9 protein-coding genes are annotated in these 12,251 nt (G+C 66.5%); all 9 read right to left on the bottom strand.

Annotated elements, in window-relative coordinates; translation table 11 throughout:
• Positions 1–262: 262 nt before the first annotated feature.
• The 9 genes from O4220_RS01435 to O4220_RS01395 are packed head-to-tail and all read right to left on the bottom strand — an operon-like array spanning position 263 to position 12,245.
• Positions 263–2,656 carry a phosphotransferase gene (locus O4220_RS01435; RefSeq protein WP_269601769.1) on the bottom strand — a complete coding sequence of 798 codons (2,394 nt, stop codon included), beginning with the start codon at positions 2,654–2,656 and terminating at the stop codon, positions 263–265.
• A gap of 60 nt (positions 2,657–2,716) precedes the next feature.
• Positions 2,717–4,150 (bottom strand): DHA2 family efflux MFS transporter permease subunit, encoded by a 1,434-nt coding sequence (locus O4220_RS01430; protein WP_269601768.1) that lies wholly within the window; start codon positions 4,148–4,150, stop codon positions 2,717–2,719.
• Complete coding sequence (locus tag O4220_RS01425; RefSeq protein WP_269601767.1) at positions 4,147–5,388, bottom strand: hypothetical protein; 1,242 nt, start codon at positions 5,386–5,388, stop codon at positions 4,147–4,149. Before O4220_RS01425 ends, O4220_RS01430 begins: the two co-directional genes overlap by 4 nt.
• Positions 5,385–5,966, bottom strand: a complete 582-nt coding sequence (locus O4220_RS01420) for a 4'-phosphopantetheinyl transferase family protein (protein WP_269601766.1) — start codon at positions 5,964–5,966, stop codon at positions 5,385–5,387. The genes O4220_RS01425 and O4220_RS01420 overlap by 4 nt, the downstream gene beginning before the upstream one ends.
• A complete protein-coding gene (locus O4220_RS01415) occupies positions 5,963–8,272 on the bottom strand; it encodes a beta-ketoacyl-[acyl-carrier-protein] synthase family protein (RefSeq protein WP_269601765.1) in 2,310 nt (769 codons plus the stop codon). Before O4220_RS01415 ends, O4220_RS01420 begins: the two co-directional genes overlap by 4 nt.
• 35 nt (positions 8,273–8,307) lie before the next feature.
• Positions 8,308–9,303, bottom strand: a complete 996-nt coding sequence (locus O4220_RS01410) for a hypothetical protein (protein ID WP_332112793.1) — start codon at positions 9,301–9,303, stop codon at positions 8,308–8,310.
• Positions 9,304–9,347: 44 nt separating this feature from the next.
• Entirely contained in the window at positions 9,348–11,438 is a 2,091-nt protein-coding gene (locus O4220_RS01405) for a hypothetical protein (RefSeq protein ID WP_269601763.1), read from the bottom strand.
• 1 nt (position 11,439) lies between these two features.
• Positions 11,440–11,955 (bottom strand): 3-hydroxyacyl-ACP dehydratase FabZ, encoded by a 516-nt coding sequence (fabZ, locus tag O4220_RS01400; RefSeq protein WP_032401585.1) that lies wholly within the window; start codon positions 11,953–11,955, stop codon positions 11,440–11,442.
• Positions 11,955–12,245, bottom strand: a complete 291-nt coding sequence (locus O4220_RS01395; RefSeq protein ID WP_032378844.1) for an acyl carrier protein — start codon at positions 12,243–12,245, stop codon at positions 11,955–11,957. Before O4220_RS01395 ends, fabZ begins: the two co-directional genes overlap by 1 nt.
• Positions 12,246–12,251 lie beyond the last annotated feature (6 nt).

Below are 12,251 nucleotides of genomic sequence, written 5' to 3'. Positions count from 1 at the left end.
GAGAGATGACTAAGTCGGTGGAGCAATGGCTGTCTCAGGGGCAAATTCCCATGGTCGAGTAGCTGCTCATCGCCGCGACGATGTCTATGGAGTCGGCAGACTTGTCGACGGTGAGCTCGTGCAGTTCGACGATGTTCATGATCGGACCCCTCGTTCGTGTGGATGTGACACCGAAAATATTGCCGAAGTGAACCCCCCGAGCGGCAGTACCTGTCATCACGTGTTCCGTATGACGCGGTGCGCACCGCGAACATGACACCCGTCATGTCGAGAACCCGCAGCTCGACGCGAATGCGGCTACCGGATCTTGTGCGAGAGCTATCAGTGCCCCGGCGGCTCCGGTCGCGAGATCTGTTGTGTATCGGGCATTCTGGTCGCCCTTGAACATCGTATAGCCGTCGACGGAGCCGACAGACCAGCAGAGTCGACGAGTGAGCTCGGGCAAGTACGGATGCTCGCCCGTCGATATCGCGTGTGCCGCGACGGCCAATCCTGCTCGGCCCTCGTACAGTCCGCCGAGCGCCACGATCGGTGTCGCCACTGCTGCCGAGAGCCCGGCAATCACATCCGAGTCCAGTTCTGTTCCACAGAGCTTGGCGGCCACCGCGATGCCGCCGCTGCCGCGTCCCAAGTACGGCAACAACTTCGCGTCCTGTCTTCCGTAGAGCCCGTTGGCCCGTTGCTCGCACGACTGCAGATCCCAATCGAGCGCAGCATTCACGGCCGCATCGGTGTCGCCTTGGAGTAGACGCCCGAGAGCTGCTGCAGCGCAGGCGACTCCAGCACCTCCGAACCCGATGCCGGGGACATGATCGACGGGACGAGTTCCTGATACCGGTAGAGCCTCGGTGAGTTCGAGTGCTGTTTCACGGAGATCGTCGCGTCCGGTCGCGCGAGCAATGTGGGCGAACGCCAGAGCGATGCCGACGCTGCCGTTGCGCCACCACGGCGTCGAGGGCCCGGGGCGCCCGTCCTCCAGACGTGTGAGTACCTGCTCGGCAGACGCGCCATCGCCGAGCTCAGCCAATGCCCACGCAATTCCGTGCCCTCCATCACCGAATCCGGACGGCAGTAGCGGTGCTGTGAGAGCGGCGTTCGCCAGCCACTGCACGCCGGCGTCGATAAACGCACCATCGGCCCCACAGCGGCGGAGTCCGACGAGGACACCTGCAGTTCCCCACAGCAACGACAAGCCCGCACCGGACACGTGAAATCGGCGATGGTCAACGGGAAACAGCGAATCCTCCGCGTCGAATGTTGCTGTGCTGCATATTCCGGAAACCAGTTCGGTGGTAGTCGGCACCGGCAATCGGTCGCGATGCGGTGCGAGGCCGAGATCGGCCCGGGCTCCGGCCAGCATGTCGGCGCGCACCGCCGTCGAAGTCGTATTCGCGGCCGCAGGATGCACCAGGGAGTCGGCGATGTTCGCTACGGCTTCGCGATCGCCCTGCGGTGTGGGAGGTTCTCCGTTCGAGTAGCCGGCCGCCACGATTCCGCGGGAGCACGAGACGCCGTCGATCGCGCACGACTCGAAATCGATCATCGTCGCCGAACCATCCTCCTGCATCACCACATTGGCCGGATGCACGTCTCCGTGCGCGACGCCTGCGGCGTGCATGATGTCGAGAGACCGGCGCACGGCGGCGAGGACGTCGTCGATCCACGCGACGTACCCCGAAGCTTCCACGTCGAGACCGGGAATGACGGCGGGATGACGGCGTGCTTCGTGATGAACGAGTGTGCCGACCCCTACGTCCTGCATGGCGAGGAAGTCGCTGGGGCCGATGGTCCCGTACCAGATCGGCTCGGGCGCAACACCTCTCTCTGAGAGTCGTTGTAGCGCAACATGTTCCTGTGCGAGCCGAACGGGTGCAGCAATGCCGTCGAGATCGAGGCCGGCGCGATGACGAGCTTCCTTGACGATGACGGCGCGTCCGTCGTCCCACGTACCGCGGTACACCCCGCCTGCATTGGTGCGATGAATCAGCCGCGCGTCCCGCAGCGGCAGGGTCGCCGCGGTCAGAGTCCGGCGATGCTCGGCCGCCACGGCATCGGCGTACGGGTGCGGGGGCGACTCGCCGGCCGAGCCCCGACGGTCGTGCTCGAGCTCCCCACCGCGACGTATTGCCGGTACCACGCCGTCCCCGGTAACCAGCCACTCGCCGACGAACGCGCCGAAGCGCAGGTGCACCGACGAGGTCCCGATTCTGGGTTCACCGACGATGTCCGGCCCCTCGATACCGTCGAGCGCGTCCACCAGTGCCAGGCACAGATCCTCCAGTGCGTCCGGCTCCGGGTAACACACCACGACTTTGCCGCTGTGGGTCGTGGGCGTGAACTTCATCTGCAGCGCGTGCACGAGGCCCGACGAGCGGAGGTGCTTGAACGCGACACCGTGATCGACGCACACGCGAGCGGCGAGTCCGATCGCTGCCGCCGCCTGATCGGGGTGCGCGGAGATGTGTACCTTCCAGCCGGAGGGCGCGAGCGGGGCAGCCGGGCAGTGTGACCGCCACGGCCCGCTGACGCGCGAAGTCCACATCGGGGGGACCTCGGGATCGGGGAAAAGACCCCGCAACCAGGGTGAACCCTCCGTCCAGGGCGGCGCGAAGAAGTGCTCGTGCCCCAGTGCGAAGAACCCCCAGTCGACCCCCATGCGGTCATCGTTACCTGTGCAGACGAGTTTCGCAACAGCAACAGGGCCAGGTGGTCGGTATCAGGACTCGGTGCGGACCTCGGCCCTGGCCAGCGCAATGGCGGGCACGAGCGTCACGGCAGCGGCACCGACGAGCCACCAGCTGGTCTGCGCGAACGCCCCGGGGACCAAACCGCCGTGCTCGGTCGCGGCCCGTGAGAGCACGAGAGAGACGATGGCGGCTGCCAGAGCGCCGCCTATCCGTTGCAGCAAATTGAGCTGAGCTGCGGCATCGGCGATCGACTCGGCGGGGCTCGACTGGTACGCCCTGGTCATCACCGCGACAACCGCAAGGCCGATGCCCGCCCCTCGGACGACGAGCAGTCCGCACAGCAGCGGATAGGACGTGTCGTCGGACAGGGTGACGAGCGGGACGGTCGCGACGAAGGTGGCGACGATACCCACGATCATCGTGCGGCCCGCGCCCCACCGCCGCATCAGGCGCGGGCACAGGCTCCCGGAGATCACCACGCCGAGACCCGCGGTGGAGAGCAACAGTCCGGTGGTGACACTGGATTCACCGCGGGCGGCCGAGAAATACAGCGGAATGACGACCATCGGGGCGTAGAGCAAGAAGCCGAGGAGAAAGACGTTCACCGAGGCGCGAGCGAAGATGCGATGACGCATGAGGCTCAGATCGAGCAACGGGTGCTCGATTCGGTTCTCCCGCAACACGAACAGCACCAAAGCCACTGCACTGATCGCCGCGAGCCCGGCAACCCGGATCCAACGCAACGAATCGTCCTGCGACAGTGCGGAGATGGCGGAGACCGCGCAGACTGTCGCGGTTGCACCGGTCACCAGCCCGAGGACATCGAGGGGTCGAGGGCGTCCAGTGGGCCTAGGTCCGACGACGAAGGCTCCGATGCAGGCGATGCCGATGCACACCGGGACATTGAGCCAGAACACGGCGGGCCAGCCGCCGACCTCGATGAGCAAGCCGCCCACCGTCGGGCCCAGCAATGGACCGATGAGTTGGATGCTGCCGTTGAGAGCCTGCACGCGAGCGAATTGCTCGCGGGAGACATCGCGCGCGACCAGAACGGTGGCCAGAGGGATGATGATTCCCGCTGCGGCACCGGACAGGACGCGCGAGGCGACGAGTAGTTCGAGGGACGGACTGAGCGCGCAGAGCGCAGAGCCAATGCCGAACAATGCTATTGCGCCCAGATATGCCCGTCCTGCACCGACGCGAGCGGCGAGCCAACCGGCCAGCGGCATCGCGGCGACCAATGCCAGGAGATACCCGGTGACGATCCATTGGACCTTGTCGATGGTGCCGAACCGTTCGGTCACCGAATGCAGCGCGACGTTGACGACGGTGGTGTCCAGGGTCGCCAGCAAGGTTCCGGCCAGGGCACAGGCGATGGTCACGCGGGCTCTGCGCGAGGGTGCGGTCTCGGCGGGCGCGGCTGTGGCCGTGTCGGATTCCAGTTCGACGGTACGGATGGTCATCGGATACTTCCTCGGTCGGCGGGGTCGCCGCCCGGCAGCGCCGCGGCGTTCGCGGCACCGCCGAGGGCAACGGAGGCGTAGTTGAGCAGGGCCAGGCACAGCTCTGGGTCGTCGTCGCGCCGGCAGCCGAGGGTCAGTACCGTCGACCTCGACGTCGTGACGGCACTGACGAACATCGACGCGTGCGGCACGACCATCGGCAGTGTACTGATCGTCATCGGGTCGAAAGATGCTGTACGGAAGAGACTTTCGTCGATGCTGCCGTGGTCGGAGATGATTGCAGTGACGGGATGCCCACCGGGGGAGTCGGTGCCCAGAGCGGAGTCGAGAGTTCTGGCAAAGCCGTTGGAGGCGCGATAGTCGCTGCGGTACGGGTCGAGTTCTCGGCCGCGCATCAGGGCCATCAACACTGCGCCCTGGGCGGCCCGAGCGTCCGTCTCGCCGGTGATCGGGATCGCGATGGGCGAGGACAGATTGGCGGTGGATCGGACGCTGGGGCTGTGCCGTCGCAGATCGACGGGAATCGACACGGTGCCTGCATCCGATCTCAGTGACTTCGCCACTGCTGCCACGATGTGTCCGACTACCGGTTCGGTGACCGGCGGAAGTTCGGCTCGATACCAGCACGCTGTCGTCTCCTCGCTGTTGCCGCTACGACGAAGCGGTGAGGGACGTGTCTGCGGTGCAGGCGACGGCGCGCTGCGCTTGCCGAATGTCGGTGCTCGGCGTGCGACGTCGATATCGGCGTCCTCCGACGGAAAGCCCAGGGCCGCTTCGCCTCGTAGCTCGCGGAACACATCGGCGAGCCAGGCGGTGAAGCCGTGCCCGTCGGTGACCGCATGATCGACCACGGCTGCGATGCGGGTGCGCGCGTCGGTGGCCAAGGCCGGATCGGAATGCCCGACGGCGATCCGCACCACTGGGCCCTCGGTGATGTCGATCGGATCGTGAAAGAACGTTGCGTCGGAGTGCAATCGGTCGATCGGCAGATGGGTGACCACCGGTAGAGGGCCGCCGCCGTGCCAGGTGGCACCGCGCCGACGCACCGACAGTCCGGGGGAGAGGGCGAACGCCGCCGCGACGGCCGCGTCGAATTCCGCCGGGTCGATCGATCCGGTGCCGTCCACCACCAGGCGAATAAGTGTGTTCGCACCGAGGGTGCGGGCGTTGACGTAGGTGCGTTCCACCCGCGAGAGCCGTCGACGATACCGGTGGTCGAGTACTGGTGCGGCGCTCATGCGGCCTCCTCGAATCTGGGCGAACCGTCGATCACGCTGCAGCGCAGCGGTAGTGGCTCGGTGGTGACAACTGCCACGGCACTGCCGTCGGGCCTGACGTCGGTATGGACCCAGTAGCCGTCGTGCATGGGCCGCCAGCCGGGGGCTGCGTCGGGCAGGCGCACTCCGTGGAACGTCTCCTTTGTCAGATGCGAGGCCTTGATGAGCGCCTCGCATTCGGCGAACTGGGCGATGGTGCACGGACCGGGTAGTCCGACCAGCTCGCCCAACCACGCCAACGCCAACGGCCGAGGGCGCGAATCCTGCAGGTCCACCCCCACCGGGGCGCTCGGGTGCAAGGCCACGACCGCATCGGCACCACAGTGTGCCACCGAGGCATGCAGGCCATGATCGGCAACGGTCCAGCGCCGCAGTGCATCCGCGCGTACAGACCGCCGGTCCGGTGCGACGCCGTCACGGCACTGCACGGCCGTAGCGATCAGACCACGACCGTGCAGTCGTACCGGATAGCCTGCGCGATCGCGTGGCAGAGAGCGTCGGCGAGAGGAGATCACGTCGATGACGGCAGAGGTCCTCACGAGAGCCTCCGGGCGACCAACGCGGCGTAGCTGCCGCCGTACGCCTGAGCCGACACCAGTACTCGGGACGGGCCCTCGGGCGTCGACAGTGCGGTCACCAGACCGATGGCGGACGAGGAGCCGAACGTCTCGCCCGTGGTGTTCTTGAACAGATGCCGAGCCGAGTCGGCGAGTCCCGTTGCAGCAAAGGCAGAGTGCTCCGCACGGGAGAGTAGATCACTCCCGACCGCCGAGGGAACTACGGCATCGACATCTGTGGCGTCGATGCCGGCCTGCTGCAACGCGGTCGACATCGCCGAGCTCCAGTGGGTACCTTTCGGATCTATTCGTCCGACGCCGTCGGTGTCGCCGGCGGATCCGAATCCCTCGAGTGCCGCCACCGGAGTCACTCCGCGCGCCGTCGCGGCATCCTCGGACTCGACGAGGAATGCGGCGCATCCCTCGCTGAGCACCATGCCGTCGCCGGTCTCGGCCTCCTCGACGCCGCGATATCCGGGGAACCCGGCCACAGTGCGAGCAGCCATCTCGGGGAATTCGTCTGCGATGACAACGAGGATGCGCTTGGCGGCCCCGCGTTCGATGACTCGGTTGGCCAGGTGCAGGGCCGCGATCGCACTGGTTCCACCCGTCGAAATGGTGGCCGTGTAACCGCGAAAGCGATTGAGCATGGCCAGATGTCCGGCTGCGGCGTTGACGACGGTGTTGGGAAACACCAGAGCATTCGCCCCGGCCGCGCCGTGTTCGACGATGCCGCGGTGGAAATCCGACACGGCCGTCGTCGGGCCGTAGCCGGTCGCGAAGATCACGCCGGTCTCTTCGGCCTCGGCGCGCGTGAGCTTGCCGAACTTCTTCAGTAGGTCGTTGGTGGCGGCGGCGGCCAAGATGCTGAGCGGATCCATCCGACGTAGCTTCGCGGGATTGACGCCTTTCGACAGACCGCGAATATTCGCCTTGCCGAACAACATCGACTTCTCCGACGGTTCGATTGTCTCGACCCCGAACAACGGCGTTCCCGACGCCACCGCGGCCACTGTCTCCTCGGTGGACGTGGCGGTACCAGCGATGGCGGACATCCCCGTGATGACCGCGGTGGTGCGGACGCGGCGCGGGGCGATGTGCTCGTCACGTGTCTGTCCGGCGCGGGTGATGACGAGCGAGGCGTTGTTGCCGCCGAAGGCGAACGAATTGGACAGCACCACATCGGTCTTCGCGGACCGTCCGATATCGGGAACGATATCGAGGCCGGTCGCTCCCTCGAGCCCGCGGGTGTTGACGGTAGGTGGTTGAAGGTCGGTGGCGATGGCGAGGATGCAGCACACCGCCTCGACGGCTCCGGCTGCGCCGAGGGTGTGTCCGATCATCGACTTCGTGGTGCTGGCGGGTGGCGCATCCTTGCCGAACACGGCCCGAATTGCTTTGGGCTCCACCACGTCGTTGGTCGGGGTACCGGTGCCGTGCAGGTTGACGTAGTCGATGTCGTCGGCGTGGAGCCCCGCTGTGCGGAGCGCCTCGGTGATCGACCGAGCTGCGCCCTCGCCGGTGGGGTCCGGTGCCGTCTGGTGGTAACCGTCGAGTGTCAGGCCGTAGCCGGCGACCTCGGCGATGACCCGAGCCCCGCGGTCACGGGCCTCGTCGGTGCGTTCGAGAATCATGAACCCCGCGCCCTCGCCGAGTGAGATTCCGGTGGACGCCGCCATCGGAGAGCACGGCTGCGGATCCAGAGCACCCAGGCAGGTGAACCCGTGGGCCGACAGGGACGCGAGAGGGTCGACGCCGCCGCAGAGCACCACGTCCACCTCGTCGTTCCACAACAGTTCGGCGGCGTAGCCGACGGCAACGGCACTGGCAGCGCAGGCATTGGACGTCACGATGCGGGGGCCCGAGATGCCGAACTCTCCCGCGATCCAGTCGGCGACACAGTGCAGCTGCGAATTCGCCACGGCCACATGATCGAAACCGGACGTCTCCACGAAACGTCGATGCTCGGCCTCGAGAGTAGGCATGGCCCCCAGACTGCTGCCGACGACCACGGCGACGCGTCGATCCGACCGCGCCGGGTCGAAGTCGGCACCGGCGAACGCCTCGCGGATCGCGCGTTCGGCCAGGGCGTAGCACCGGTCCAGGTCCTCGCGCAATGGCGCTTCGACCATGCCGGCCCATTCGGTACGTAGTTGAGATGTGTCGAACAGGGTGTTGATGCGGATGCCGGACCGGCCGTTGGAGATGGCATCCCAGCATTCCTCGGTGGTGGCACCTGCGGCCGTGATGAGCCCGACGCCGGTGACGGCGATCTCCTGATGTGTCATGTCATCTCCTTCAATAGGTTCGGCGATCTCGGTGATCAGGCCGATGCGCCCGCGCTGGAGCGCGAGAGCACCCGGGGCAGGGTGACGGTGACTGCGGTGACCTCGTCGATCGTCACGTCCAGCGCCGGTACGACGAACGGGTCGTCGAGTAGTGCGAACGCGAGCTCCTCGGTGTCGTTGCCTGCCGCTGCAGTCCAGACGATCGTGCCGATACGCTCGCCGTCGGCGATGACCGGCGCTCCTGCGGCGATCCGGGTGCCGGGGGCGGTGACGACCGGCGTCAGTTTGGGCGAGTCGGCCGCGGGGCGAACGAGCTCGTCCGAACCGAGGAATTCGCCGATGCGCTCCCAGTCGACGATCCACGACAGATCTGCTTCGGCAACGCTCAGGGTCGCGAATCCGTGATCGTAGTAGGGCATTCCGGCCTCGGCACGCACTCGTGCCAGTCCATCGGGACCGACCGCGCCGCCGTCGACCGCAGTGGCCAGTTCCACGAACTGTGCCAGATCGGCCTCGCCGTCGGTGGTGAGTAGCAGGTAGCCGTACTCGCCCGTCGTACCGACTCGGGCGAGCCGGCCCTGCCCGTCACCGGACTCACGCTCGATGTCGACCACCGAGTGCAAGAGCAAGTCCTCGATGTCGCCGTCGACGAAGTTCTCGGCGACGCGGGGTGCGAGCGGGCCCTCGACCGCGATGGCCGACCAGCCTTCGGGGGCCACGGTGACGCTGACGCCCTCGGGGATCTCGAGTGCGCCGACGTACTCGGTCACCTCGGCGTCGGTGATGGGGGTGCGCGGAATCAGCCACGTGTCCTCGTCGCCCTCCACCTGCAGAACGAGGGCGAACGGTGAGCCGTCGGCGCGCAGGGCGAGTGCTTCGCGAGTGGTGTCCGGATCGGCGAAGTCGGAGGACTTGGACAGGAAGGTGTCGAGCAGGGCGAGACGCTCGTCGCCTTCGAGGTGAATCAACGGAGCGGCGATCGGGTACACGCCGGCAGCTTCGCGGACGATGCGGTAGTCGTTGGTGCTCATGGTCGTAGGCCTTTCGTTGCGGTGAATGGGTTCGGTAGTGCGGTCTAGCCGGCGAGCGAGAGGGTCGAGGCTGTTGCTGTGCAGTCGAATTCCCACAATGCGGGTACGTCCGACGTGGCGGTGACGCATCCGACGAGGAGTCCGGACGAGGTGGCACGAACGAGAATTTCCGGGTCGTGGCCGGTGATGTTCCTTATTCGCAGAGTGACGCCTGCTGCGGTGGGAACCGAGAGCTCGTCGGTCCAGATCTCGAACCGACGGTCGAGATCGAGCAGGTTCTCGGGGCCCGATCCGTCGCGGACTCCGATGCGCGCTCCACGAGCGACGGTCGGTGTCGACCAGACGACAACGTCACCCGATCCGCGAGCGTCGGCTTCGACTGCGAGAAGATCGTGACTGGTGTCGGTGTGGTGGCGAGCAGACCATCGGAGCAAGCCTTCGTGGCCTTCGAGCCACTGTCCGCACAGACTCCATCGAGTGGATTGCGCTGCACCCCAGCCTATTCCATGATCTCGATCTGTGCGACCCGGTTCGACGGTAACCCAGAGACCACCCGAGCGGGCAGGATCGGGTCCGATCGCCGACGTTCGTGGCCACGGGGTGGACAACACTCGGCTGCCGTCCCGCCGCCACCGTGCCAGTACGCCACGTTCGACGTCCAGTGCGATCGTCGTGTTCGGAACCGCCTCGACCGGCGACGCGGCCTCGACGAGTGGCGAGGCCGGAAGCAACGCCGTGGGCCTCGGTACCGAGGCCTCCACTGTGACGGCGATTGTCTGCGTGCCCGGTTCCACTCGATGGGCGAGCAGCGTGCCGGTCACCAATCCGCCGCCGCGGATTCCGTTGTAGCGCAATACGACCCCACGGGAAGGGTCCTGCCAGATCGGGTCCACGTTCGGATCGAGTTGTACTGCAGCCGCGGGAATCTCGGAGGAATCTCGCAGCTCCACACCGGATGCGATCAGGGCCGGACCGTCGCCGACATCTACGGTGCCGTGCCGGAGGCCGACGGTATCGAACAGATCTGCCTGCCACTCGGACCGAGAATCGCCGACGCAGTCCAGCGCGTACGTGCGGCGCACTCCGTCGGGGGAGACCTCGAATTGTGCCCGTAGCGTGATGTTCTCGCTGCGTTCCTGTACCAGGATGGTGTGCCCGAGTGCCTGCACGTCGAGGGTGCGTGGCTGAGAGTCACGCCACCCGGAGAGATGATCGACGTGCAGGTTCGGCAGAGTCGAGGTCAGCAGTGGGCCGGTGATGCCGGCTCGGTCGTCGAACATCCGCAATAGCCCGTCGCGGGTATCGACCGATGCCCTGATCGACCCGGCCGTCACCTCGACCGACGATGACGCGATCATCCTCGGCCGCGGCACGATCGGCAGGCTCAGAACGTGTTCGGACCCGCCCGGGTCGGTCACGACCGCTCGATCGACCAGGTTGTGGAGCGGATCCACGAGTGCGTCGACTGCATACCCGCCGAATCGCAACCGGTATCGCACGAACGACATTCCGTCGACCGTCTCGAGATCCTCACCGAGATCGGTGCCGCGCGGGGCAGTCACCGATCCGAACGAGGTGATCGCTCGCAGCGCCGCCCGCGCCGTGTCGTCGAGATGGGGAGCGACGGTACGCAGGACGAGCGGGACGTGGTTGACGAGTTCGACGTTTCCGTCGGCCCCGGCGACAGTGTGCCGCAGGCAGACGCTGCCGACGCGGCGGTAGAGCGAGAACGCGGTTGCATTGGCGGGATCGACCGTCAGACGTAGGACGTCGTAGCCGGCGTCGAACACCGACTCGAGGGCGGCGGCGAAGAGTCGGCCGGTGGCAGTCCCGCCGCGCCGACCCGGTGCGAGATAGAACATGTCGGCGATGACCTCGCGGGGTGCGGTGGTGCGTCGACCCGACGTGCGAAACAGGCCGAGGGTGCCGTACAGCTCGGTCGTATCACCCGAGGTGTCCTCCGCCACGAAAAACGCTACCGTTCGACGCAATTCGAGTTCTCGGAGGACATCTGCGCCGGTGATTCCCCCGGTGACGCGATTGGGTGAATCCGCTCGCGCGGTGAGCAGAGTGGCAACGCGATCCGCGTCGTCGGGGGTGAACGGTCTGATGGAGGTGTGCGAACCGGTGCTCATGTCACCCCCGCCCCTCGGTCACCACGAGAGAGCCTGCCGCCACTGGCTTGCCGTCCACCGACGCCGTGACATCGACGGAACGCAACCCACCGAGCTTGGCACCGAGGCGAGCACCGAGCTCGAGCATGTCTCCCGGCACGACCAGGCGATTGAACTTCATGGCCCGGATCGAACCGAGGTAGCCGACGCCGTCGGCCGGGTTCTCGTCGCCGATGGACTTCTCCAGACTCTCGGCCACGTACACGACGGCCACCAGCTGGGCCATGGCCTCGACGATCATGACGCCCGGCATGATCGAGTGGCCGGGGTAGTGGCCGGCGAAGTAGGGCTCGTTGACCGAGACGGCCTTGATGCCGCGGCCGGACTTCCCCGGTACGACGTCGTAGGCCCGATCGATCATCAACATCGGCCACCGATGCGGCAGCATTCGTTGGATGTCGTCTATTCCGAAACTCAGTGTTCTTGTCTTCTGTGCGGGGGAACGCTGCGCGGTGGAATCGAGTGTGGGAGCGCTCATCACTGCGTCCGATCGACGATGTGATCGACCATGGCGTTGATGGAGCCGAACGCCTTGGTGTCGTCGTCGGTGATGTCGACCTCGAACTCGGCGGCCACGGCCACGACGAGCTCGAGCGTGTCCAACGAGTCGAGCTCGATACCGCGGCCGAACAGAGGCTGGTTGTCCGACACCAGTTCCGGCGAGGTCTGCAGACCCAGGCGGTCGATGATGAGTTCCTTGAGCCGGTTGTTTAGGGCGAGGCGTTCGGTGGCTGCGGCGCGAGTGGAGGAGCGGGTTGCGGTGGTCATGATGTT

The sequence above is a fragment of the Rhodococcus ruber genome, from assembly GCF_027270735.1.
Taxonomy (GTDB): domain Bacteria; phylum Actinomycetota; class Actinomycetes; order Mycobacteriales; family Mycobacteriaceae; genus Rhodococcoides; species Rhodococcoides rubrum_A.
Note: the sequence above shows the minus strand (reverse complement) of the source record. Positions and strands in the feature narration are given on the sequence as shown.

Coding starts and splice junctions, on each gene's coding strand:
- O4220_RS01430 (WP_269601768.1), bottom strand. CDS start 4,150: ATGACCATCCGTACCGTCGAACTGGAATCCGACACGGCCACAGCCGCG.
- O4220_RS01395 (WP_032378844.1), bottom strand. CDS start 12,245: ATGACCACCGCAACCCGCTCCTCCACTCGCGCCGCAGCCACCGAACGC.
- O4220_RS01410 (WP_332112793.1), bottom strand. CDS start 9,303: ATGAGCACCAACGACTACCGCATCGTCCGCGAAGCTGCCGGCGTGTAC.
- O4220_RS01405 (WP_269601763.1), bottom strand. CDS start 11,438: ATGAGCACCGGTTCGCACACCTCCATCAGACCGTTCACCCCCGACGAC.
- O4220_RS01415 (WP_269601765.1), bottom strand. CDS start 8,272: ATGACACATCAGGAGATCGCCGTCACCGGCGTCGGGCTCATCACGGCC.
- O4220_RS01435 (WP_269601769.1), bottom strand. CDS start 2,656: ATGGGGGTCGACTGGGGGTTCTTCGCACTGGGGCACGAGCACTTCTTC.
- O4220_RS01425 (WP_269601767.1), bottom strand. CDS start 5,388: ATGAGCGCCGCACCAGTACTCGACCACCGGTATCGTCGACGGCTCTCG.
- fabZ (WP_032401585.1), bottom strand. CDS start 11,955: ATGAGCGCTCCCACACTCGATTCCACCGCGCAGCGTTCCCCCGCACAG.